Source organism: Mesorhizobium sp. BAC0120, from assembly GCF_033542235.1.
Classification (GTDB): Bacteria; Pseudomonadota; Alphaproteobacteria; order Rhizobiales; family Rhizobiaceae; genus JAWRCU01.
Genome location: NZ_JAWRCU010000011.1, coordinates 127449 through 149077, shown reverse-complemented (window position 1 = coordinate 149077; position 21629 = coordinate 127449). Strand labels below are relative to the sequence as shown.

Here is a 21629-nt window from a genome sequence, read left to right as displayed (position 1 = left end):
ATGGGAAAGCTTCTCGAGAAGCCAAAAGACTCGCTATATGAACGCGATTTCTACGCGTGGCTGCAGGATCAGGCCGCGAAGCTTCGTGCGCGCTCCCATAATGACGTCGACTGGGAGAACCTGGCGGAGGAGGTCGAGAGCTTGGGGCGCAGCGAGAAGAAGGAGATTCGGACACGCTTGGCGCTGCTGATCCATCATCTGCTGAAATGGCAGTTTCAGCCCGGGCGACGCAGTGAAAGCTGGCGTATTACGATCAGCGAGCAACGGCTCTGGATTCCGGAAAGCATCGAAGACAGCCCGAGCCTGAAGGGCTATCCGGAAGAGATTTTCGAGAAAGCCTACGCCGAAGGACGTCGCCAAGCGATAAAGGAAACGGGTGTCCCAGCAGAAGTTATCCCGCCTGAACCTCCGTTCTCAGTCGCCGATGCGCTGGACGGGCACTTTTGGCCGGGAGAGACATTTCAGCCGTACGACATCTTGCGAGACTGACGGACCCTTCATTGCTTTCGCGATGATCTACCGGGTCTCCTGGATCCTGCGTCTCTTCGACACGATCGCATGAGCGCACTTGCGCTTGGATCACGTGAGGCTAACCACTACTGTCCTCAGAAGTTTAGGCGAAAGGGCAGAGATGCTGCGAGCCGTATCGATCACGCGCGCCGCCGACCGCAAGCTTCAGCTGGCCTTCGACAGCGTGGTGCTTCCCCAGGACGAGCGTCACCTCCGACGCAAGGTGCTGACACTCTCGCAGGGCGAGAAGGTGCTTGTCGATTTACCAGAACCGGTGGTGCTCGGCGGCGGTGATCTCCTGGTGCTGGAAGATGGGCGTTGTGCGGGCATCGTGGCGGCGGAAGAGGAACTCTATGAAGTTCGCGCCCGCGACGCGGTCCATCTCGTCGAGCTCGCCTGGCACCTCGGCAACCGGCATCTCGCTGCTCAGGTCGAGGCCGGGCGCATCCTCATCCTGCGCGACCATGTCATCAAGGGGATGCTCGAAGGGCTTGGGGCCAGTGTGGTCGAAGTGTTTGAGCCCTTCAGCCCCCTCCGCGGTGCCTATTCCGGCCACTCCCATGGCCGTGACGACGCCCACCACGGCAACCATCATCATGACTGAGCCTCCCTCGACCAACGGTCTGCTCAAGCTGACGGCCTGGCTATCGCCTGCCTTCCCGATCGGCAGCTTCAGCTACAGCCATGGGCTGGAGTCGGCAGTCAGCGCTATGCCCAGCGAAGCCCCCTCCACCGCCTTCCGCGGTCTCCCTCCCCCGCTTCGCAGGGGAGGATCCCAGGCTGCGGGCGGCCGCGACATTGATCCTCCCCCGTTTACGGGAGAGGGGGACCACGCGGAGCGTGGTGGAGGGGGCGAGCGCGCCCCTCTCATCACCTCCGCCGACGAGCTCAAGGACTGGCTGGCCGCCCTGCTCCGCTTCGGCTCGGCTTGGAACGACGCGGTTCTCTTCGCCGCAGCCTGGCGAAGGCAGCAGGACAGCGGCGACATGGGAGAGCTTGCCGATTTGGGCGCCGCACTTGCCGGCTCGTTCGAGCGTCATCTGGAAACGACGCTGCAAGGGAGAGCCTTCGCTGCCGCCTTGCAAAACGGCTGGCCTCAGCCTGCGGTCGAACTGCCCGACCCATGCCCATATCCGATCGCGGTCGGTGCTGCGGCCGGCGCCCACGGCATCCCGCTGGAGGATGCCCTTCCCGTCTGGCTGCAGGCCTTCGTCACCAATCTCGCGCAGGCGGCGATCCGCCTCGGCATCACCGGCCAGGCCGGAGCTGTCGGCCTGGTTGCGGCTCTGGAACCGGTCATCGCCGAGACGGCAACATGCGCAGCAGGCTCCACCCTCGATGATCTCGGTTCGGCAACGGTTCTTTCCGAGATCATGTCGATGCGTCACGAAACCCAATATTCCCGACTGTTCCGTACATGATCGTGCTTGCCCTTTTGCTCGCTGTGCCGCTCGTCCTCATCGCAGCGCTTCACGTCTATTGGGGCATTGGCGGCATCTGGCCGGGAACCGACCCGAACTCCTGCGCGCGCGCCGTCGCCGGCTTCAAGGGGATCGACGCGATGCCGTCGCCCTCCGCCTGCTTTGCGGTCGCGGCGGTCTTCATCGTCGCGACGCTGATGGTGCTCGCGCTCGGCGGCGTGTTCGCCTCCCCCTTCGAGAGGATCTCTCTTGCGGGTGCTGCACTCTTCATGGCGCTCGTGTTTCTCGGCCGCGGTCTGGTCGGCTTCATGCCTTTCTGGCGGCGGCTCACCCCCGAAATGCCTTTCGCCCGGCTCGATCTACGCTACTATTCCCCGCTCTGCCTCGTGCTCGGCGCGGGCCTTGCCATTCTGGCTCTCGAAGGATTTGCAGCATGAAATCGCAGAACGGTCCTCTTCGGGTCGGCATCGGCGGGCCGGTCGGCTCCGGCAAGACAACGCTGACGGAGAAGCTCTGCAAGGCGCTGCGGGACGAGTTCTCGATCGCGGTCATCACCAACGATATCTACACCAAGGAAGATGCCCTGATGCTGGCACGGCTCCAGGCCCTTTCCGAGGACCGCATCATGGGCGTGGAGACCGGCGGCTGCCCTCACACTGCAATCCGCGAGGATGCTTCGATCAACCTGCAGGCGATCGCGGCAATGCGAGAACGTCACCCCGATCTCGACATCGTGTTCATCGAATCGGGCGGCGACAATCTCGCTGCCACCTTCTCGCCGGATCTGGCGGACCTGACCCTCTACGTCATCTCGGTCTGCCAGGGCGAAGAGATTCCGCGAAAGGGCGGCCCGGGCATCACGCGCTCGGACTTCCTGGTCATCAACAAGAGCGACCTAGCGCCTTATGTGAATGTCGATCTCGACGTGATGGAGCGCGACGCCGCGCGCATGCGCAGCGGCAGGCCATTCGGCTTCACCGACCTGTCGCGCGGCAAGGGTATCAAGGACGTGATCGATTTCATTGTCGAGAACGGCGGCCTGCGCGCTGATGGAACTCAATCGGCTGCCTGAAAACACGTTCCGCCTGCACCAAGCATTCCCGGTTGCTGTCGGCCGCAAGGCGCGGCATCCTTCGGCAAACTGGAGGATCGCTGATGAACATCGCGCAGGTTCACAAAGAAACCCGCACCAACCTTCCCCATTACGCCGAGCGGGTCGATCTCGCTTGTGCCTTCCGCTGGACCGCCAGGCTCAACATGAACGAGGCTGTGGCCAACCATTTCTCACTAGCCGTCAGCGAGGACGGCACGCAATTCCTCATGAACCCCAACCAGGTTCACTTCTCGCGCATCAAGGCGAGCGACCTTTTGCTGATCGACGGCAACGATCCCGAGACGATGAGCCGGCCCGACGCTCCGGACCCGACCGCCTGGGGCCTTCATAGTGCAATCCACCGCAACGTGCCGCATGCGCGCTGCGTCATGCACGTCCATTCGATCCACGCCACGGTGCTCGCCTCGCTGGCGGATTCCCGTCTGCCGCCGATCGACCAGAATTCGGCGATCTTCTTCGGACCCCGCCAAGTGATCGACGAGAACTATGGCGGACTTGCCTTCGAGGAAGAGGGCGAGCGTTGCTCGAAGCTGCTCGCCGACCCGATGACCCAGGTCATGATCATGGGCAATCACGGCATATTGGTCATCGGCGAGACTGTCGCCGAGGCGTTCAACCGCATGTATTATTTCGAGCGGGCGGCCGAGACCTACGTGAAGGCGCTGTGGACCGGAAAGCCATTGCGCAGGCTGTCCGACGAGATCGCCGCCAAGGTCGCCGACGAAAGCGACCACTATCCGGGCCAGGCCGATCGGCATCTGGCCGAGTTGAAGGCGATCCTCGACGAGGAAGAGCCGGTCTATCGGAGCTAGAGCGTTTGCGCGGGGGGACAGTTTACTTTTTCCGCTTGCGCCGGCTTTGAAGCGCCACGGCCTTTCTGCGGAAAAAAGTAAACTGTCCCCGCCACTTCCCGATCGGCGGCCGATCAAAATTGGATCGCCACGCCGCTCCATGTTTTTTGTTTACGCATCGGATTCGTCCGAAAACCGCTGCGCACTTTTCGGTCCGATGCGCTAATCGGCCACGCCCCCATTCGACACGACGAGGTCCGCCTCGCGGCGGCGGGCGAGCACGCGGTCGACATTGGGCAGGTCATTCGTGTTCACCCAATTGCGCCCATCCTCGGGCGTGCGGCCATGGTCGAGCCAGCGCTGGATCAATCGCCGCTCGAGTTCCTCGCGCGGCACGTCGAGGAAGATGGTGAAGTCGAGCAGGGGTCCCAGCCGTGACCACGGCTCCTCATCGAGCAGCAGATAATTGCCTTCGGTGAGCACGAACTTGACATGCTGCCCGACGATTGCCGCTGCGGCGCGCGAAAGCTCGTTGGCGCGGTCGAAGATCGGGATGGCGACGTCGCGATCGGCGGAGCGCAGCCGCGCCAGCAGCGTCGTATAGCCGTCGAAGTCGAAAGTCTCCGGCGCCCCCTTGCGCTTGCTGAGCCCCTTCGCTTTGAGCACGACGTCGTCGTAATGGAAGCCGTCCATCGGCACCACGGCCGCACTGCCCTCCGGCAGGAGATCGAGGAGCTTTTCGGTGATCGTCGATTTTCCGGCGCCCGGCGGACCGGCGACGGCGATGATCGCCCGCTTCGACTTTCCTGCATGCTTGAAGATAGCAGCTGCGACGGAGGCGATGGCGGACATGGCTTCGGACGCTTCCTTGCTCTAACTCTTTCTCTAGGTATCGGACTAGGCGTCGGACTTGCCCGAAAACCGCTACGCGCTTTTCGGTCCAATGCGCTGGCTTTCCTGAACTCGGCTCTTCACGGCGCAACATTTCTAGCAGCATTCGCCTGCCGGCCCAATGCTGGCGAAGTGCCACGTTTCAGAATGCCGCGGCCTCGAAGAGGGCGACAACGCCCAGGACTTCGACCTTCACGTTCGTGAAGCGAGCCCTGAGCGCGCTGTCCAAATCTTCGACCGTGTCCGCCGCGTTCGAGAATATGCCTTTCCTGTTGTAGATGTTCATGAGCGCCTGGGCGGCACGGGATCGGGGAAGGCTACCCTGCAGAATGGTTGCCCCGAACACCCGGGCCCCCGGCTTCAGCAGCGGGCGAAGATGATCGAAGGCGACCGCCTTATCGGGGATCGCCCCGGGCATGCAGTGCAGCAGGTAGCAGAGCGCCGCCGAACCGAACGATCCGCTGAGCGGGAGAGACTCCATTGCATTGGCGACGACGGTCTCTGGCGCGTATCTCGCTATGCGCCTGGAAGCGGCGTCAAGACTGTTCGCGTTGAGATCTACCAGCGTGATGGACGGCTTCGCTACGGGCCATTTCGCTTTGTCGAGGAAATATCCGGTTCCGACCCCGATATCGATGTGGCGCGCCGAGACGTTGCGATCGTAGAGTTGGCGCAGGGCTGAAGTCGGGCAATGCCACAAGAGATGGTTCGAGAGCCCGTGAACATACCAGTCATATATGCCGAGCACGATCGGCGAGTAGGCCGCCTGGCCCGCTTCGATCTGTTCAGGTCTGGCCATTTTCACACCACAGTCGAAATGCACCGGTAAGTCGCCACTTCGTTGCGCCGAAACAACGGCGAGGCATTAGATACCATGGAAACAATCGGTCCTGTCGGCGATCGGCTGGGGATACTTCACGCATAAATGGACTGATAATGCCGATTGGTTTAGGTCTTTCGACTGCACGGCATGTGCAGTGCGCGGTACCGCGGTACTGAGTGGGGACAGGTAACACTTGCAGCCAGCGATCCGAAAGCCGTTTGGCATTTTCCATGTGGCGGTCGTCCTGATGCTCGCCTTCGCGGTCAGCGCCTGCACGACCGCGCAGGACCTCGCCCCGTTGCCGACGACCCTCTCGAGCTACACCTCGACGAAATACGCCGCCATCGTCGTCGACGGAAATAACGGCAAGGTGCTCTACCAGGCGGCCTGTGATGATGTCCGGCATCCGGCCTCGCTGACGAAGATGATGACGCTTTACCTGCTCTTCGAGGCGATGGAATCGGGCCGTGTTTCGGCGGCCACGCAGATTCCCGTTTCCGACCACGCCCGCCTGCAGCCGCCCACCAAGATCGGTTTCAGAAGGGGCGGCACGATCGATGTCGACTCCGCAATCAAGGCGCTGGTTACCAAGTCGGCCAATGACGTCGCCGTCGCCATTGGGGAATATCTCGGCGGAACGGAAGAGAATTTCGCCGCGCTGATGACGGCCAAGGCACGGGCGATCGGCATGCGCTCGACGGTCTTCCGCAATGCCTCGGGCCTGCCCGACCCTGAGCAGGTCACCACGGCTCGCGACATGGCGCTGCTTGGCCTGGCGCTACGCAAGCGTTTCCCGCAGTACTATTACTATTTCTCGACGCAGTCCTTCGCCTTCAACGGGCGGATGATCCGCGGCCACAACGACCTGCTCGGCGGTGTCGACGGCGTCGACGGCATCAAGACGGGCTATATCCGCGCCTCGGGCTATAACATCGTCACCTCGGTCTCGCGCGGCAACCGCAAGCTGGTGGCGGTCGTCATGGGCGGCGACAGCGCCCGCGCCCGAAACGCCGAGGTCGCGGCGCTCATCGACCGCTACATGCCGGAAAACGTCGCCACCACCGGCCTGACGTTTTGAGCACAGGCCTGGGCAGCAGCTGCATGCTTTCTCATGATAGCACCGCAGCAGGCAGCACCGGCAGCGAGTGACTCGACCGTCTTTCCAAGTGCTCACGCGAACCAAGTGCTCACGCGATCGCGCAGGACGGGAAGTTTGGTCACCCGGTTTTCGCTTCCAGCGTGCTCTGAAATCTGGGAGGCTTCGTGCATGGCTTCGTCGAAGATCCGGAACGTGTTGCGACCGGCGGCCTTGGCTGCGTAGATCGCCATATCTCTCTGTTTTGCATCGGATTTATCTGAAACCGCTTCGCACGTTTCGGTCTGATGTCCAGGAATTAAGGATCTTGAACGACAGCCAACCGCGGCATTCACCTTGCCTTCACAATCGGGCTGATAGCTCGCGTCTCCTACGCTGGTGCTGAGAAGGAGACATGACATGAACCGCCGATTTTTCCTGACGAGTGTTGCAATGGCGATTGCCGCGCCGGGGCTGGCATTTGCGCAGGATCGCGCCGGTCCCTCCTCGAACGAGATCATGCGCCGGCTCGATTCGGCGCCGCGGCAGCACGTGCGCCCCGAGGAGCGCGTGACAATTCAGGAGTTTCGGCGCCGTCCGGACTTGCGCCGTTCCGCGCCTTCGATCGACATCCAGGCGATCAATTTCGAGTTCGCTTCCGCGGAGATTCCGCGCTCGGAATTCCGCAAGGTGCGGGAGATTGCAAGCGCGTTCGACCAGCTGTCGCGCCGGCGGCGCGGCGCCCGTTTCCTGATCGAGGGCCATACGGATGCTGTCGGATCGCGTGAGTCGAACCAGATCCTGTCGGAGCGCCGGGCAGAATCGCTGAAGCGAGTTCTCGTGCGCGAATTCGGCGTGCCGGCGCGCATTCTGGAGTCGGTCGGCTATGGCGAGGATTTCCTCCTGATCGACACGCCCTATGAGGACTGGCGAAACCGCCGCGTCACGATTCGCCGTATTGACGAATTCGTTCGCTGACACGAACGACGAAGCCCGCCGGAATTGCAAACCGGCGGGCTTTCGCGCCGGGAGAGCGCACCGGCTGAAGGAAGGGGCCACCGGCCGATGCGGTCATGCGGGACAGCGCAGCCTATGACGGCTGGCTCCACCACACGGGGCTGTGCGACGGATCCGCCTACGTCACTGGCGTGCCATTTTGCTGAACTTGACGCACCCAACTCCACGCGCCTTTTCCAGCGCGAATTCGAGGTCAACCGCCGTTGAACAGGGGGGAGCCTTCGTATAAGAACGCTCTGTCGGTCCCCGAGGCGGGTCCGGCTCCGATGCGGATGCACCCGTAGCTCAGCTGGATAGAGCGCTGCCCTCCGAAGGCAGAGGTCACAGGTTCGAATCCTGTCGGGTGCGCCATTTCAGAACAGAAGTATGAATGGCGGTTGCCGCCCCTTCGATGAAATGTCGGCCGGCTTCGGTCAGTCGAACGCCGCGCGCGTGACGCTCGAACAGGAGGATGCCAAGGTCCTCCTCCAGAGCCTTCACGCGCGCGCTGACACTGGACTGGCTGACGCGCAGAGCATTGGCCGCGTGGCGGAAGTTTAGATACTCAGCGACGGCGAGCGTCTGGACCAGGGACAGGAGAGGAATGCGCGATCCCAGCAGCGTTTCACTTGATCTGAAGGGGTCGTTCGCATGTCCTCTCAAACGCCGCATCCTGCGCTCCTGCTATGCGACCTGTCTCGCGGCTCCACGTTTCTCGACCGGGATGCCGCGCAGATCGCGCAACCAGAGCTGACCACATGCGGCTGAAATATCCCGTCCCTGTGTATCCCGCACCACGACGGGCACACCGGCGCGATCCAGCACTTCACGGAAGAGCCCAAGGCTGCGGTCGCTTGTTTGGTCAAGTGCGACGCCATCGACGGGATTCCAGCGCATGAGGTTCACGCGTGCCCTTCGCTTACGCATCAAACCGGCAAGTCGCTTCGCGTCAGCAAGCGTATCATTAACGCCGGGCAGCACCAGATAGACGAAGGTGACAATCCGGTTATGCCGTTCCGCCCATGACGAAGCGCGCGAGATGACTTCCTTGATGTCGTGTTTCCGCGATCCGGGGATGAGACGGTCGCGAACTTCCTGCGTTGTCGCGTGCAGCGATATGATCAGGTTGATCGCCAGATGCTCTTCTCGCAGTTGCGCCAGCGCCTTCGGAACGCCGATGGTCGAAAGCGTGATCCCCGTGGTGGGAAAATTCATCCCCCGCCGGTCGCGGAGGATACGGATCGCCTTCATCACCTGTTCGTAGTTGTTCAAAGGCTCGCCGATGCCCATGAACACAATCCGATTCACTTTCGGGCCGAGTTGAACGACCTGTTCGACGATCTCGCCCGCCGAAAGGTTGCGCTTGAGGCCGACTTGGCCGGAAGCGCAGAACTGACAGGCGAAGGCACATCCGACTTGGGACGAAATGCAGGCGGTGTGTCCATCGTGGCGGCGGATCAGGACGGTTTCGACGGCATAGCCGTCATGAAGGCCGAAAAGCACTTTCTGCGACCGGCCGCCGCGCTCATGCGTGATCTTGAGCAGGCTCCGCAACTGGACGCCCCGAGCCTTGGACCAGCCTCGCAAGGCGCGAGGCAGATCGGCATGCGAGCTGAACAAGTCGCGATATGCGACTCGCGCCTCGCCGCCAGCGTTCAACGAATCGAATTCGTCGGCCGTCAGGCTCAGCGCCAAGGTTGGCGCGGGCAGTGCTTTTTGTCGTTCGGGCCCCAAGGGGCCTGGTTCTCGTATAGGCATGATCGTCGTCCCGGGTTTCGGAGCCCGGTGGTACCGTGGCACAGCCCAATAAATAACCGACGCGACTGTTATAAACAACCCTCCAGATGGTGTTACCCGAACACATGGTCGGGATAAAGCATGGACAGAAGCATGCGGGTCCGCTCGGTCATGAAGGACGCTAGCTCGCCTTCGGGCTCAACAAGCCACTGCATGCAGGCCCCTTGGATGACTGTCTGGATCAGACCGGCTGTGGGTTCGGGAGGATGTGGTGCGGCGGGCAAGCGCGCTTCAATGGCCTCAAGCACTAGTCTGTTGCGCTCGGCAGCAAGTGCCCGGAGCGAGGGGTCTTGAACGTCTCCCCACAAAAGCAGGAGATAGCCTTCCGTCTCGGCACCGGTGCCCATTCCGGAGATGAGGTCCTTGAGCATCGCCCACAGTGGATCAAGGCCCTTTTCGGGACTTGCGCCCGCGAAATAGTCCCGCACCTCCTGCGTGTTGCGCTCCATGACCTTTTGATGCAGCGTCGCCTTGTCCTTGAACCGCTGGATCAGCGCAGCCCGCGAGATGCCGACCGCCTCTGCAACATCGGAGAGGGTGAAGGCCGATGGCCCTTTCTGAAGAAGGATGCTTAGCGCGGTATCGAGAATGAACTCGTCGCTGTGAAGTTTCGGTCTCGGCATATCTTCTTTTCTACTGCTCGCTCGAATGATGACCCTTACAATAGCGGCCATCCAACACGAGATACACGAGGGGATGACGGAATGCCGGGTGGATCTCACGATGACTTGCGGGTTATCGCGGGTGCATCACGATCCGCTATCGTGCGCAGAATGCTCGTTCGATTGCGCCCGGCCTTCTTTGCGGCGTACAGCGCGGAATCGGCCAAGGAGATGAACTGATCCAGATTGGCGTCCCGGCTGCGAGCAATCGAGATGCCGGCGCTCGCCGTGGCCATGATCTCAATCCGGTCGTGCAGGATCGGCGTGCCGCTGAAGGTAGCCCGTACGCGCTCGACAATAAGCCTGGCATCGTTGAGCGTCGTGTCCGGCAGCAGCAGCGCGAACTCCTCCCCGCCAATTCGACCAAAAATATCGCCAGGCCGGATCGTGCTGACGGCGCGCCGTGCGAATTCGGCGATCACCGTGTCGCCTGCGGGATGGCCATGCTTGTCGTTGATGGCCTTGAAGAAGTCGATATCGAAAAGGGCGATTGCGGTTTCGCTGGACGTTCCGGACAGCTTCTCGAGTTGATTCGCGCCAGTCTCGAAGAAGCCGCGGCGGTTGAGGACGCCGGTGAGTTGATCATTCATGGCGAGATCGCGAAACCGGCTTTGCGTGCGCTCGGCGATCATGAGAATGCCGAGAACGACGATGGCCACCAGGGCGACAGCGGATTGGAAGGGCGCGAAGGTGAGCCATCCGTGCAGCGGGCCTTGGCCGACGGTGTCGCGCATGAGAGCGAGGGCGATGGCCTGTCTGTAGCTGACGAGGGTCTCGAACAGACAGATGAGCGCGATGCAGAAGCGCGGCGACAATTCCCTGGCGGTGGATCGCCAGAGATCGACACCGACGAGAAGCGTCGCCGTGCCGATGGCAATGTTGAAATGCATCTGGCGCAGCGCGAAGAGGTGGTGGACGAAGGGCAGTCCCAACGCCCAGATCACGAGCGGCACCAAGGCGAGAACCGGAAGCGAGCGCCGATCAAACACGCGCAGGCCACACCAGAAGGCTCCCACGCTGAGCAAGGCAGCGAAGCCGGGAAGGCCGATCGTCGTGAGTTGGAGCAAGCTATGGCGTTGTGCCGTCAGCGCGACGCCGAGGCCGGAGAGCAAGAAGGCAAGCACCCACCAGGCGTAGGACGCCGTTGAGCGATCCCGGAGCCATATGATTACGATAGTCAGGCAACCCAGGGCAGATGCAATGCCAGCCAGTAAGCCGACCGTGAACATATCGAACAACGATGACAACTCCGCACCAGCTCCATTGTGAATGAGGTAGCCATTCGGACTTAAGGCAGGAGCAAGGGGTTCAATAAATTTGTAGATATTCAGTACTGAGAATCTGCATCAGCTCAATTTTGCAACAGGTTCCTCGATTGAGCCTAGAAGGATCCCGGATCCGGTGCGTGTCGCAGGCCAAATGCAAAGCTATTGGTCGTCGTGCAAATGGTAACTCCGGCGCTGACGAAGAAACGGCGTTCAATCCTTCCCGGTCGGCGACCCATCCCAATGCCGGGCCGCCGATCGCCATAGCGATGTCGAGGAAGACTGTGCAGATCCCCATCGCCAGTCCGCGCCGTAGCCTTTTTCCACATCTGGTGACTGCGGGCCGCCATAGAGATCAGCCGTGTCGATGAAACCGATGCCGGCGCCGAGGGCCTCGTCCATCACAGCAAAGCTGGTCGGCTCGTCAGTCAACTCGCCGAAGTTCGTCGGCGCGCGACGTAACTCCCGGCCAGGGCGAGGAGCGCCAGCAAAATGGGAGAGAACGACAGCCAGAGCACGGTGTCCCATCCGTATGCCGTCAGCAGGCCGCCGGAAAGGAACGAGCCGAAAACCATCGTCCCGAACACGACGAAGTCATTGAGCGATTGCACACGGGTCTTTTCCTCGGGGCGATGACATTCCAGCACCAGCGCCGACGCGCCCACGAAGCCGAAATTCCAACCGATACCGAGCAGGATGAGGGTGAGCCAGAAATGCGAGACATCGACACCCAGCAACCCGACTACTGCCGCGGCGGCGGTCAGCGCCATGCCGGCCGTGACCACACCGGGTGCGCCGAAGCGCGTAATCAGCCGCCCGGTGAGGAAGCTCGGCGCATACATCGCGATCACATGCCACTGAAGGCCGAGGTTGGCCGCTTCCTGCGAAAGGCCGCACATCTGCATGGCCAGAGGTGCGGCGGTCATCAGAAAATTCATGAGCAGGTAAGAAACGACGCCGCAGATGACCGCGATGATAAACCGCGGTTGGCGGGCGATGACGCCGAGCGGGCGGCCACCGGCAACCTCCACCGCAGTCGGCGTTGGAAGACGCACACCGACCAGGATCAGTGCAGACACGGCAGCGACGGCCGCTTGCGCGAGGAAGGTCGCCGCGAACATGTGGGGCATCCACAGATACATGGTGTAGGTGACAAGCTGCGGCCCGATTACCCCAGCGAAGACCCCACCCACCATGACGAAAGACAACGCGCGCGGGCGCCGCTCCGTCGGCACGCAGTCGGCCGCCGCGAAGCGGAAGGAAAGGACGACAGCCGCATAGGCGCCCCCGAAGAACGTCGCGGCGCAGAATAGCCAGAAGGAGCCGAGCACGACTGCCAGGGCAGCGAGAAGACCGACGAGCACGCCGCAAGCCGTTCCGATCAAGAAGGCGGCGCGGCGCCCGTGGCGTTGGGCGATAGCGCCGGCGGGCAAGGTGCAGGCTGCCATCCCGACGACGAAGATCGAGATCGGCAGCGTGGCCAACGCAGGGCTCGGCGCGAGCATGTTTCCGACGATGGCGCCGGTGGCGTAGACGACGACGGAATTCGCCCCGGCGAGCGCCTGCGCGATGGTCAGTCTCGCGACGTTGCCGCGCGCATAATCATGGCCGGACAAGGAAGAGGGCCTGGCCGGCGTTCTTGCAATGACTTGTGACATCGGATTTCAAACGGGCAACGATTCGTGGCGCGCTTGGACGCGGCGGGACAGCCCACCGATTCAGCGGCACAGGCGTAAGGGAAATAACTCCCTCGCTTCATAACACCGCGGCGATATGGCTGTATCTCGACGAAGTGACAGATTATATAGAATATCTGCCACTCAGAGATTCAGCATGACGTGGAAGCCGATCGCCGCGCCGCCGGGCGTACTTCCTCCCGAGCCGATCACCGTGCGCGCACAGTCCATTCCGGCGCGTCATTTCTTTCCCGAGCATTCGCACCGTTGGAATCAGTTGGTCTATGCCATCTCCGGCGTGCTGACGGTCTACACGAAGGCGCGGTCGTTCGTGATCTCGCCCGAACAGGCAGTATGGCTGCCCACTGGTGTGGAGCACCGGGTCGGTGCTCCTCTCGGCGCGGAATTCCGTAGCCTCTGGATCGCTGAAGGGGCCCGTGCGGGTCTGCCGGCAGCTGCAACGTTGTTCGGCGTATCGCCGCTGCTGCAAGCTCTGATCGTCGAGGCGGCTGCGATCGATGGACAGGAGGACCCCGACGGCTATGCAGGGCGTATCACCGGCTTGATCCTTGACCAGCTTCGGCGAGCCCGTGCCTTGCCGAGTGTCTTACCTTGGCCTCGCGCAGAACCTCTATCTGCCATTTGCGAAGCCCTTTATCTGGAGCCGGCGGACAGCCGCGGCCCGGAGGAATGGGCACGAGCGTTGCGCATGTCGCCCAGGACCTTGGCCCGTCGCTTCGAGGCGGAGCTGGGCATGAGCCTGCGATCATGGCGGCGGCGCTTGCGGCTGTTCAGATCAATTGAGCTTTTGGGGGGCGGCCTGAGTGTGACGCAAGTCGCCATGGAACTGGGATACGGCTCGACGTCTGCGTTTGTGTACGCCTTTCGGACCGAAATGGGGGAGAGCCCGCAAGCTTACATGCGCGAGCGTGCTTCGCGTAGTGCTCCAAGCCGCCCCTGACCGTCAAAACCCGCGATCCGCCGCGCTCGCATCGTGGGCAACAGGGAATGCGAACACCGGCTTGTACAGATAGGCGAGGCTTCTCGCCGCTGCGGCGGTAAGATGGTCGGCATCCTTGTACAACGGCATTCCATCGCGCGTCGCATTGCAGTGGCGGGTGCTGCAGAATGCCGGGACCGGGTCGACGATCGACGCGCCGTATTTTGCAGCAAGCTTCGTCAGCAGGTCGCGCGCGAGGGCCTGCCGCTTCGCGATATAGTCCCAAGGCGGCGCAACGTCAGTCGAGGCGCCGGTCAGCATCGCCCTCGCGACTGCTTCCGGAACGTAGCGGCCCATTTCCGGCACATCCATGACCAGCGCCACCTTCGTGCCGTGCCGCTTGAGGTCGGCCAGCAGGCGATCAAGGGCTTCAACGATCGCCGCCGATTTGTCCGCTAGTCTTGGTTCTATCGACGCGTCGAAGAAGACACCCTCCTCAGGGAGTTCGCTGTCGTGGACGTATTTGGGCCAGTAGGCCACCAGGAACACGAGCGGAATATGCCGGGACACGATCAGATCTCGCACCGTGCCATTGAACTCGCGGCAACGCTCCGTCTCGCCTCGGTCCGGCAATTCGACATCGGGCAGCGGGGGACAGGAAGCGTGGGCAGCGATGCGTCCGAAAACGCCCGCCTCGGCCGCGGCGGCATCGATCGCCGGCGCCATGGTTGCAGCATGGGAATCGCCCCAGACCAGGAAGGCCGGGTCCGTCGCGCCTTCCCTGCCCAGCCCGCACAGCTTTCCCGACCTAATGTCGGCCAGCGCTGGCCCGCGATTGTCGTCGTTGTCGATGAAGCAGCCGGGCATATAGAAAGGACTGACGTCGTAGGTTGCGGCATAAACCGTCTGCACGGCGGCGGGCAGCCTGACCGGCATTCCTCCCGCTGCGACGACATAGTTGCCGAACCAGGCCGCCGCGGCCATTGCCACGGCCGCGCTCGCGAACAGCGGCCTGCGGCCGACACGACCGGCGTGGTTTCGAAACGGCTTTTCAATGAAGCGCCATGATATAGCGGCAAGAATGAGGGAGCCGACGACGATCGCGCTGCCTTGGGCGACCGATAATTGGTGGCCGGTGAAATAGGGACTGAAGACAATCAGCGGCCAGTGCCAAAGGTATAAGGAATAGGAGATCAGGCCGATAAACACCAAGGCCGGCGTCTGCAGCGCTCGACCGACAAGACCATCTTGGGCATTGGCGTGGATGACCAATGCCGCGCCCAAGCACGGGAGCAATGCCGCAAGACCGGGGAATGGCGTGCTTTTGTTAAAGACGAGCACCGCCGTCGCGATCAGGCCGACGCCGAACGCGGCCAATACCTGCCTGGTCAACGGCCGCGATGGCGCCGGGACGATCTGGAAGGCCAGGAGGGCGCCCAGGATGAGTTCCCAGGCGCGAAATTGCGACAGGAAGAATGCGTTAGTCGACCATTGAAACACGCCCCACGCGCTTGCTGCCAGCGACGCGGCAAATAGCAATAAAAGCGTGGCGATGGTTCTGCTACGCCCAAATCGGCTGAGCGCAACCAGCAGCAGCGGAAAGATGATGTAGAATTGCTCTTCGACTGCAAGGGACCATGTGTGAAGCAAAGGCTTCATGTGGGCGCCGAGGTCGAAATATCCGCTTTCCCTGGCGAACTGAATGTTCGAGGTGAAAAGGGCGGTTGCCCGCATGCTGCGCCCGAAAAATCTGAACTCCTCCGGCATGAAGAACATCCAGGCGAAGATTGCACAGGCCGTCATCATGGCGAACAGCGCCGGGAAGATGCGCCGGACGCGTCGCTCGTAGAAATGCAGCAGGCTGAAGTCCGCTTCGGCGATCTCGCCCGCGATCAGCGATGTGATCAGGTATCCGGAAATGACGAAGAACACGTCGACGCCGACGAAGCCGCCTTGGAAGCCGGGGATGCCAGCGTGGTAGAGCACCACCGGCAGCACGGCGATGGCGCGCAGCCCGTCGATGTCGGCCCGGTACAGCACCCGGCCGGCAGGATGTTTCTGCGTCGGTGCCTGCGCGACCCGACGCGGCAATATGACATTCAACCCGACTCTCCTGGGAATCCCCGGCCGGCAGCTTGTGGCGCGCGACTATATCCGAAGCGGGGCGGGATTATGATCCCGTCCGGGAACGATGCCGAACCGGGAGCGGTCAGATGCCAAGGAGGAGACATGCATCCGGATGGGAGTAGCTTGTGGAGCCGAAGCCTGGCACCCTTGTCTGAGTTCGTTTCCTAATGTAGCACACGTCACTTAGTTAACCGCAGCGAAGCGAGTGCGCTTTGCCCTTCCCGAAGTGCCGCCGAGAGGGGAGCACGAAGGGTCGGGACCGGAGAGAGGACCGCCGGCAACGATCTCATTGAGATCGGGCATCGAGCCCACCAACATCAGGGTTGGGCGGGGGACGAACGAATAATGACCGATACGATCGCACGTATTTTCGTCGGCTTCGATTCCAAGGAAGTCGTGGCCTATCACGTGCTCGCGCAGAGCATCATCGAGCATTCATCGATGCCGGTGATGTTTTCGCCGATCGTGCTCGGCCATCTCGACGGTCTCTTCACGCGCGAGCGCAATGCGCTGCAGTCGACCGAATTCTCCTTTTCGCGGTTTTTGGTGCCATACCTCAGCTCCTATGAAGGCTGGAGCCTCTTCATGGATTGCGACATGCTGGCGCGCGCCGATATCGCCGAACTATGGGCCCTGCGCGACGACCGCTATGCCGTCATGTGCGTGAAGCACGACTACGTGCCGAAGATCGAGCAGAAGTTTCTCGGCCAGGTCCAGACCAAATACGAAAAGAAGAACTGGTCGAGCGTGATGCTGTTCAACAACGCCAAGTGCCGTGCCCTTTCGCCGGACTATGTCAATACCGCCACCGGCCTGCAGCTCCATCAGTTCAAGTGGCTGGACAGCGATGACCATATCGGCGAGTTGCCGGTCACATGGAACTACCTGGTCAACGAATACGACTACAGGCCGGATGCCAAGATGGTGCATTTCACGGATGGCGGGCCGTATTTCAACGAATACCGTGACGACGACTATGCGGATGAATGGTTCGCAATGCGCGAGCGCACGCTGCATGTGACCCAGCGCGAGCCCAAGGGATAGGTATTCCAAGATGCCCCTCGACAGCCCAGTTGGAGCGGCGAAGCCGTCGGCGGGCGCGACTGCAGGGCTTTCGACGACCGAGGACTGGCGGTCGTTCTTTGCTTCCTACTCGACGATTGTGCTGGTCGCCAACAGCGACGAGGTCGATATCGAGGCGCTGCGCGCAGCGCTGCCGCGCGATGCGCTGTTCGTCTTTTTCAACAAGGTCTACAAGGTTCTCAAGCGACCCTTCGATGGCCATGCCCTGCTTGCAGTCCGAAGCGGCACCGCCGGCGTCAAAATCCTCAATCGCGGCGAGTTGGGTGATGTCGTAAGCTATTTTCCTGCGGACCGTTTCCTCGGGATCCTGTCCATCCGTGCGGGCTCGGAGGAAAAGGTCACCCCAGCAAGCGCCTTCGGCAGCGTCCCGGCCGGCCTGCTCGATTTGACCGATCATTTCCGGGATTTCTACCCCTCCGACCATCTGCCCAGCACCGGATTTGCGCTTGCGGTCTGGCTCTGCGAGCTCGTTCCGGACAGGAAAACCGTGTTGGCTGGCTTTTCCGGCAAGCGCAGCGATCGCCTGCAGATATTCCACATCCACGATTGGACGTTCGAGCAGACGGTGCAGCGCCTGCTGGTACGCTCCGGCCGGCTGACGATTGCGAACGCCGAGCACCCGTCTTCCTATGCTGCGCTGACCAAGCGGTTCCCCGAAATCACGGAGGCGGACATCTCGCTTGCGGCAGCCGAAATCCTCTCCGAGCGCCTCGAGGGCGCCAATATGGAGATCGACAAGCTGATCTCGATGATGCGGGTCAATCGGTCGATCAAGAACTTCTTCGGCGGCCTAAGGCCCGTGATCCGCAGCGTCAGGCCGATCGAGACCGCCGTCCGTCGCCTGAAAGGCGGTATGAAGGGAAAGCCGCGAGGGGACTAAGAAGCGTCGTTGGCTTGTGTGGCGTCATCGCCGCCGAACGTCTCGAAGCGAAATCAACTGCCGCCCGGGAGCTGCGAGATCAGGACTTAACACCGGCAATCCGGTCGTGGACTGCGCGCGGGATCTCAAGGCCTTCCCGTAGCAGCCGCTCCCGCGCGTTGGCCTTGGCGCGGCCGGGAATGTGAACGCCGTACTCGCCGGACAACCGCTCGATCTGCCGGGCAAGCCTTGCCTCGAAATCCGGATCGATCAGGCGCGGCGCGATGGCGATCACCGTCATGCCCGTGCCGGGACCTTCGGCACCCGCATCGAAGGACGGCGCGTCGAGCGACCAGTTGGCGCCGTTGAAACCGGCCGCGAGCACCTCGACCATCAGTGCGATATTGGCGCCGCGCCCGCCGCCGAATGCAAGCAGGGCGCCCTTCATTGCAGCGAAAGGATCGGTCGTCGGGCGGCCCTCGGCGTCGATTGCCCAACCCGCCGGTATTGTCTCGCCCCTCTTTGCGGCGGCCCGGAGGCTGACAAAGGCCGTCGCGCTCGACGATTGGTCGATCACAAGCGGCGGTCCGCTGGCGACGGGGGCTGCAAAGGCCATCGGGTTGGTGCAGTAGACTGGCTTGGTCGAGCCTGAGCCCGCAAGAAGCGGCGGGCCGTTGGTCGCGGCTAGTCCCGCCAGCCCGCGCGCGGCGAGCCGTCCGACGAAATAGCCGAGCGCACCGCAGGTGTAGGCGTTCCTCTGCGTGAAGAACGCGATGCCGAAGGTGTTTGCCGTCTCGACAAGCTTCTCAAAAGCCGCGTCGAAACCAGGATGGGCCGCCCCGCCCTTGGCATCGGAGAGGATGATCGCCGGCGCCGGTTGCGTGATCTCGGGCACGGCACCGCCGTCCATGCGGCCCGCCTTCAGCGCGTCGAGATAATCGATGAAATGAGATACGCCGAGCGCGGCCTGCCCGTCCGCCTCCGCGGCAACGGCCGAGCGGGCGAGCGAAAGCGCGACCTCAGGGCTTGCGCCGGCGGCGATGGCACTGCGTTCGCAGAGCGTGGTCGCCTCGTCGAGCGTCATCCTTACGATATCAGGCATTCCCCTCTCCTATCCGAGCCTGACCGGAATGCGCGCTTCCAGCCTGCGGAACAGGAACACGAGTATGCCGGTAATCGTGAGATAGACGAGCGCGAGCAGCAGCAGCGGCTCATAGGTGATGAAGGTTTCCTGGCGGACCCGCGAGGCGACGGAATAGATGTCGACCATCGTGATCGTCGCCACCAGCGGGGTTGCCTTGAGCTGAAGCACGGTTTCGCCGGCAAGGGTCGGCAGGGCGCGATGGAGGGCCTGCGGCAGCCAGATGCGCCGGAAGAGCTTCCAGCTGCTCATGCCGAAGGCCCGCGCCGCCTCCAATTGCCCCTTCGGGACGCCGGCAAAGGCGCCGCGCATCACCTCGCCCTCATAGCCGGCATAGGAAAGCGTCAGCGCCAGCACGCCATACGGCCAGGCCTGGCGCAGATACGGCCACAGGAAGGATTCGCGGATCCAGGGAAACTGCGGAAAGAGGGAACCCAGCCCGAAATAGAGCAGCCAGAGCTGCAGGAGCAGCGGCGTGCCGCGGATTACGGTGCAGAAAACCTTGGCGGGCACGCCGAGCCAGCGCGGGCCTGCCGCCTGCCAGAAGCCGAGCGGGATCGCCAGGGCGAGGCCGAGCACCGTTGTCACGAGCAGCAGCCAGATCGTTCGCCAGATGCCCTGGACCGCGAGATCTGCATAGTTCGGCAGCCAGTCCCAGCGCATGTAGTAAGCACACAGCACCACGAGGGCGAGGGCGATCAGGATAAGGACGATGCGATGCGGCTGCAGCCAGCCGAACACGCGCTGCCGTCTCGTCCTGTTGATGAAGGCGATCTCTGCCATCAAAGCCCTCCGGCTACGGATGGCATGCCGCGCCGCGCCCAGCGCTCGATGCGCGCGATGATGAGGTTCGAGGCGAGCGTGAGCATCAGATACAATACGCCGGCGGCGGTGAAGAAGGTGAAATAGGCCTTGGTGCTCGCTCCTGCGTTGCGCGTGACCTGAGTGAGCTCGTTGAAGCCGACGATCGCCAGCAGCGCCGTGTCCTTGGTGGCAATCAGCCAGAGATTGGCAAGGCCGGGAATCGCATAGGGGATCATGGCCGGCAGCGTGATGCGGCGAAGCAGCAGGCTTGGGGACATGCCGTAGGCGCGGGCGGCCTCTATCTGTCCCTGCGGGATCGCCAGGATCGCGCCACGCAGCACTTCGGTCGAATAGGCGCCCTGCACGACCCCGAGAACGCACATGCCGGCGATGAAGCCGTTGATATCGATCGCGCCATAGCCCAGAGCCGTGACCAGCTGGTTGATGAGGTCTGTCCCTGCGTAATAAAGCAGCAAAATCCAGATCAGCTCCGGCACGGCGCGAATCAGTGTCGTGTACACTTCGAGCAGATCCCGAAGGACGGCATTGCCATAGAGCTTGCCATAGGCCCCGCCGATGCCGATCAGCACGCCCAGTCCGAATGCGCCGATTGCGATGGTTACGGAAGTCGCGAACCCATAAAGAAGGCTGGCGCCTCTGCCCGGCGGCTCGAGCGCCAGCAGCTCCAGCGAGCTGGCACCGAAAACGGCAGCAAGGATATCGTGCAGGTCACTCCCCCGCGCTTGGATCAAGGCTGTTCCGTGGCGAATCGGGCCGCCGCACCTGAGGCGACGGCCCGGCAAGAGCGTCAGTTGGTCTGCTTCTCGTCGCCGTAGATGTCGAAGTCGAAGTACTTCTTGGTGATCTCGGCATATTTGCCATTGGCGCGGATGGCCTTGATGCCGGCGTTGATCTTGTCTTTCAGCGCCGCGTCGTCCTTGCGTACACCTGCGCCCACTCCGGGGCCGAGGACTTCGAGATCGGGCGCGACATAGCCTTTGAGGTCGCAGCAGGCCTTGCCGTCGTCGGATTTCAGGAAAGCATCGAGGGCGATCGAGTCGGCCTGGGTAGCGTCGATGCGGCCGGCAACGAGGTCCTGGTTGGCCTCGTCCTGAGTCTGGTATTCCTTGATCTCGGCGGCATCCTTGAAGTGCTTCTTGGCGTAGGCGGCATGCACAGTCGACACCTGCACGCCGACCACCTTGCCTTTCAGCCCCTCGGGCGTCGCATCGAACTTCTGGTCCTTCGCGCCGATGACCGCAGTCGGCGTGTTATAGTACTTGTCCGAAAAGTCGATTTCCTTCTTGCGCTCGTCGGTGATCGACATCGAGTTCATGATCGCATCGATCTTCTTGGTCTTAAGCGCCGGGATCAGCCCGTCCCAGGGAATCGGCGTCAGCACGCATTCGACCTTCGCTTCGGCACAGATCGCATTGACGATCTCGACCTCCCAGCCGCCCCAATTGCCCGATGCGTCCTGCTGGTAGAAGGGCGGGTAGGCTTCGGGCGAGAAGCCGACCTTGATCTGTTCGGCGCTCGCCGCATACGCGCCGGAAAGCGCGATCGCGGCGGCCACGAGGGCCGTCTTCAGAATTGTTCTCATCAGTTCACTTCTCCCTTTTTTGATTGATCGTTCCCGACTTTTGCTGCGCAA

General features: G+C 62.3%; 25 protein-coding genes and 1 tRNA gene. 12 read left to right on the top strand and 14 right to left on the bottom strand.

Annotated elements, in window-relative coordinates; genetic code table 11:
• From SAZ10_RS23020 to SAZ10_RS22995, 6 genes are all read left to right on the top strand, one after another.
• A complete protein-coding gene (locus tag SAZ10_RS23020; protein WP_318611722.1) occupies positions 1-489 on the top strand; it encodes a DUF29 domain-containing protein in 489 nt (162 codons plus the stop codon).
• 142 nt (positions 490-631) lie between these two features.
• Positions 632-1114, top strand: a complete 483-nt coding sequence (gene ureE, locus SAZ10_RS23015) for an urease accessory protein UreE (protein ID WP_318611721.1) — start codon at positions 632-634, stop codon at positions 1112-1114.
• Entirely contained in the window at positions 1071-1931 is an 861-nt protein-coding gene (locus SAZ10_RS23010) for an urease accessory protein UreF (protein ID WP_412535279.1), read from the top strand. Before ureE ends, SAZ10_RS23010 begins: the two co-directional genes overlap by 44 nt.
• Positions 1928-2368: a DUF3995 domain-containing protein gene (locus SAZ10_RS23005; protein ID WP_318611719.1), complete on the top strand. Its 441-nt coding sequence runs from the start codon at positions 1928-1930 to the stop codon at positions 2366-2368. Before SAZ10_RS23010 ends, SAZ10_RS23005 begins: the two co-directional genes overlap by 4 nt.
• Positions 2365-3003: an urease accessory protein UreG gene (gene ureG, locus SAZ10_RS23000; RefSeq protein ID WP_318611718.1), complete on the top strand. Its 639-nt coding sequence runs from the start codon at positions 2365-2367 to the stop codon at positions 3001-3003. Before SAZ10_RS23005 ends, ureG begins: the two co-directional genes overlap by 4 nt.
• Before the next feature lie 83 nt (positions 3004-3086).
• A complete protein-coding gene (locus tag SAZ10_RS22995) occupies positions 3087-3857 on the top strand; it encodes a class II aldolase and adducin N-terminal domain-containing protein (protein ID WP_318611717.1) in 771 nt (256 codons plus the stop codon).
• Positions 3858-4058: 201 nt separating this feature from the next.
• Here SAZ10_RS22995 and SAZ10_RS22990 read toward each other — a convergent pair whose 3' ends face one another.
• Both SAZ10_RS22990 and SAZ10_RS22985 read right to left on the bottom strand, forming a co-directional pair.
• Positions 4059-4688: a nucleoside triphosphate hydrolase gene (locus SAZ10_RS22990; protein ID WP_318611716.1), complete on the bottom strand. Its 630-nt coding sequence runs from the start codon at positions 4686-4688 to the stop codon at positions 4059-4061.
• Positions 4689-4869: 181 nt separating this feature from the next.
• Entirely contained in the window at positions 4870-5526 is a 657-nt protein-coding gene (locus SAZ10_RS22985) for a class I SAM-dependent methyltransferase (RefSeq protein WP_318611715.1), read from the bottom strand.
• A gap of 271 nt (positions 5527-5797) precedes the next feature.
• Between SAZ10_RS22985 and SAZ10_RS22980 the strand changes: the two genes are divergently transcribed.
• A complete protein-coding gene (locus tag SAZ10_RS22980; protein ID WP_412535286.1) occupies positions 5798-6628 on the top strand; it encodes a D-alanyl-D-alanine carboxypeptidase family protein in 831 nt (276 codons plus the stop codon).
• A 92-nt stretch (positions 6629-6720) separates the two neighbouring features.
• Here SAZ10_RS22980 and SAZ10_RS22975 read toward each other — a convergent pair whose 3' ends face one another.
• The gene (locus SAZ10_RS22975) at positions 6721-6879 is read right to left on the bottom strand and encodes a hypothetical protein (protein WP_318611713.1); all 159 of its coding nucleotides are present in this window, start codon (positions 6877-6879) and stop codon (positions 6721-6723) included.
• 166 nt (positions 6880-7045) lie between these two features.
• On the opposite strand from SAZ10_RS22975, the gene SAZ10_RS22970 reads away from it, so the two are divergent.
• Together SAZ10_RS22970 and SAZ10_RS22965 are read left to right on the top strand one after the other, a co-directional pair.
• A complete protein-coding gene (locus SAZ10_RS22970) occupies positions 7046-7603 on the top strand; it encodes an OmpA family protein (RefSeq protein ID WP_318611712.1) in 558 nt (185 codons plus the stop codon).
• A gap of 313 nt (positions 7604-7916) precedes the next feature.
• A tRNA-Arg gene (locus SAZ10_RS22965) sits at positions 7917-7993 on the top strand.
• Here SAZ10_RS22965 and SAZ10_RS22960 read toward each other — a convergent pair.
• The 6 genes from SAZ10_RS22960 to SAZ10_RS22935 form a co-directional block, all read right to left on the bottom strand.
• Positions 7964-8293, bottom strand: coding sequence for a LysR family transcriptional regulator (locus tag SAZ10_RS22960; RefSeq protein WP_318611711.1), 330 nt, complete (start codon positions 8291-8293; stop codon positions 7964-7966). The two genes, SAZ10_RS22965 and SAZ10_RS22960, sit on opposite strands and share 30 nt — an antisense overlap.
• 12 nt (positions 8294-8305) lie before the next feature.
• The gene (rlmN, locus tag SAZ10_RS22955; RefSeq protein WP_318611710.1) at positions 8306-9124 is read right to left on the bottom strand and encodes a 23S rRNA (adenine(2503)-C(2))-methyltransferase RlmN; all 819 of its coding nucleotides are present in this window, start codon (positions 9122-9124) and stop codon (positions 8306-8308) included.
• 347 nt (positions 9125-9471) lie between these two features.
• On the bottom strand, positions 9472-10041 hold the full coding sequence (locus tag SAZ10_RS22950) for a TetR/AcrR family transcriptional regulator (protein ID WP_318611709.1): 570 nt from the start codon (positions 10039-10041) through the stop codon (positions 9472-9474).
• 95 nt (positions 10042-10136) lie between these two features.
• Positions 10137-11309, bottom strand: coding sequence for a GGDEF domain-containing protein (locus tag SAZ10_RS22945; RefSeq protein WP_318611807.1), 1173 nt, complete (start codon positions 11307-11309; stop codon positions 10137-10139).
• Between the two features lie 249 nt (positions 11310-11558).
• Entirely contained in the window at positions 11559-11777 is a 219-nt protein-coding gene (locus SAZ10_RS22940) for a hypothetical protein (protein ID WP_318611708.1), read from the bottom strand.
• Positions 11774-13003 carry an MFS transporter gene (locus SAZ10_RS22935; RefSeq protein WP_318611707.1) on the bottom strand — a complete coding sequence of 410 codons (1230 nt, stop codon included), beginning with the start codon at positions 13001-13003 and terminating at the stop codon, positions 11774-11776. The genes SAZ10_RS22940 and SAZ10_RS22935 overlap by 4 nt, the downstream gene beginning before the upstream one ends.
• A gap of 175 nt (positions 13004-13178) precedes the next feature.
• Here SAZ10_RS22935 and SAZ10_RS22930 point away from each other — a divergent pair, with 175 nt between their 5' ends.
• Positions 13179-13982, top strand: a complete 804-nt coding sequence (locus SAZ10_RS22930) for a helix-turn-helix transcriptional regulator (RefSeq protein WP_318611706.1) — start codon at positions 13179-13181, stop codon at positions 13980-13982.
• A 3-nt stretch (positions 13983-13985) separates the two neighbouring features.
• Here SAZ10_RS22930 and SAZ10_RS22925 read toward each other — a convergent pair whose 3' ends face one another.
• Positions 13986-16064: an acyltransferase family protein gene (locus SAZ10_RS22925; protein WP_318611705.1), complete on the bottom strand. Its 2079-nt coding sequence runs from the start codon at positions 16062-16064 to the stop codon at positions 13986-13988.
• Between the two features lie 369 nt (positions 16065-16433).
• On the opposite strand from SAZ10_RS22925, the gene SAZ10_RS22920 reads away from it, so the two are divergent.
• Entirely contained in the window at positions 16434-17132 is a 699-nt protein-coding gene (locus SAZ10_RS22920) for a glycosyltransferase (RefSeq protein WP_318611704.1), read from the top strand.
• Positions 17133-17142: 10 nt separating this feature from the next.
• Positions 17143-18051, top strand: a complete 909-nt coding sequence (locus SAZ10_RS22915) for a 3-deoxy-manno-octulosonate cytidylyltransferase (protein ID WP_318611703.1) — start codon at positions 17143-17145, stop codon at positions 18049-18051.
• Between the two features lie 79 nt (positions 18052-18130).
• Here SAZ10_RS22915 and SAZ10_RS22910 read toward each other — a convergent pair whose 3' ends face one another.
• From SAZ10_RS22910 to SAZ10_RS22895, 4 genes are all read right to left on the bottom strand, one after another.
• A complete protein-coding gene (locus tag SAZ10_RS22910) occupies positions 18131-19132 on the bottom strand; it encodes an Ldh family oxidoreductase (RefSeq protein WP_318611702.1) in 1002 nt (333 codons plus the stop codon).
• Between the two features lie 9 nt (positions 19133-19141).
• Complete coding sequence (locus SAZ10_RS22905; RefSeq protein ID WP_318611701.1) at positions 19142-19954, bottom strand: ABC transporter permease subunit; 813 nt, start codon at positions 19952-19954, stop codon at positions 19142-19144.
• On the bottom strand, positions 19954-20664 hold the full coding sequence (locus tag SAZ10_RS22900; RefSeq protein WP_412535285.1) for an ABC transporter permease: 711 nt from the start codon (positions 20662-20664) through the stop codon (positions 19954-19956). The genes SAZ10_RS22905 and SAZ10_RS22900 overlap by 1 nt, the downstream gene beginning before the upstream one ends.
• A gap of 119 nt (positions 20665-20783) precedes the next feature.
• A complete protein-coding gene (locus SAZ10_RS22895; RefSeq protein ID WP_318611700.1) occupies positions 20784-21578 on the bottom strand; it encodes a transporter substrate-binding domain-containing protein in 795 nt (264 codons plus the stop codon).
• Between the last annotated feature and the right edge of the window lie 51 nt (positions 21579-21629).

Coding starts and splice junctions, on each gene's coding strand:
- SAZ10_RS22930 (WP_318611706.1), top strand. CDS start 13,179: ATGACGTGGAAGCCGATCGCCGCGCCGCCGGGCGTACTTCCTCCCGAG.
- SAZ10_RS22945 (WP_318611807.1), bottom strand. CDS start 11,309: ATGTTCACGGTCGGCTTACTGGCTGGCATTGCATCTGCCCTGGGTTGC.
- SAZ10_RS22995 (WP_318611717.1), top strand. CDS start 3,087: ATGAACATCGCGCAGGTTCACAAAGAAACCCGCACCAACCTTCCCCAT.
- SAZ10_RS22920 (WP_318611704.1), top strand. CDS start 16,434: ATGACCGATACGATCGCACGTATTTTCGTCGGCTTCGATTCCAAGGAA.
- SAZ10_RS23010 (WP_412535279.1), top strand. CDS start 1,071: ATGGCCGTGACGACGCCCACCACGGCAACCATCATCATGACTGAGCCT.
- SAZ10_RS22895 (WP_318611700.1), bottom strand. CDS start 21,578: ATGAGAACAATTCTGAAGACGGCCCTCGTGGCCGCCGCGATCGCGCTT.
- SAZ10_RS22935 (WP_318611707.1), bottom strand. CDS start 13,003: ATGTCACAAGTCATTGCAAGAACGCCGGCCAGGCCCTCTTCCTTGTCC.
- SAZ10_RS23005 (WP_318611719.1), top strand. CDS start 1,928: ATGATCGTGCTTGCCCTTTTGCTCGCTGTGCCGCTCGTCCTCATCGCA.
- SAZ10_RS22950 (WP_318611709.1), bottom strand. CDS start 10,041: ATGCCGAGACCGAAACTTCACAGCGACGAGTTCATTCTCGATACCGCG.
- SAZ10_RS22990 (WP_318611716.1), bottom strand. CDS start 4,688: ATGTCCGCCATCGCCTCCGTCGCAGCTGCTATCTTCAAGCATGCAGGA.
- SAZ10_RS23020 (WP_318611722.1), top strand. CDS start 1: ATGGGAAAGCTTCTCGAGAAGCCAAAAGACTCGCTATATGAACGCGAT.
- SAZ10_RS22905 (WP_318611701.1), bottom strand. CDS start 19,954: ATGGCAGAGATCGCCTTCATCAACAGGACGAGACGGCAGCGCGTGTTC.
- SAZ10_RS22910 (WP_318611702.1), bottom strand. CDS start 19,132: ATGCCTGATATCGTAAGGATGACGCTCGACGAGGCGACCACGCTCTGC.
- SAZ10_RS22915 (WP_318611703.1), top strand. CDS start 17,143: ATGCCCCTCGACAGCCCAGTTGGAGCGGCGAAGCCGTCGGCGGGCGCG.
- ureG (WP_318611718.1), top strand. CDS start 2,365: ATGAAATCGCAGAACGGTCCTCTTCGGGTCGGCATCGGCGGGCCGGTC.
- ureE (WP_318611721.1), top strand. CDS start 632: ATGCTGCGAGCCGTATCGATCACGCGCGCCGCCGACCGCAAGCTTCAG.
- SAZ10_RS22975 (WP_318611713.1), bottom strand. CDS start 6,879: ATGGCGATCTACGCAGCCAAGGCCGCCGGTCGCAACACGTTCCGGATC.
- SAZ10_RS22970 (WP_318611712.1), top strand. CDS start 7,046: ATGAACCGCCGATTTTTCCTGACGAGTGTTGCAATGGCGATTGCCGCG.
- SAZ10_RS22960 (WP_318611711.1), bottom strand. CDS start 8,293: ATGCGGCGTTTGAGAGGACATGCGAACGACCCCTTCAGATCAAGTGAA.
- SAZ10_RS22985 (WP_318611715.1), bottom strand. CDS start 5,526: ATGGCCAGACCTGAACAGATCGAAGCGGGCCAGGCGGCCTACTCGCCG.
- SAZ10_RS22980 (WP_412535286.1), top strand. CDS start 5,798: ATGCTCGCCTTCGCGGTCAGCGCCTGCACGACCGCGCAGGACCTCGCC.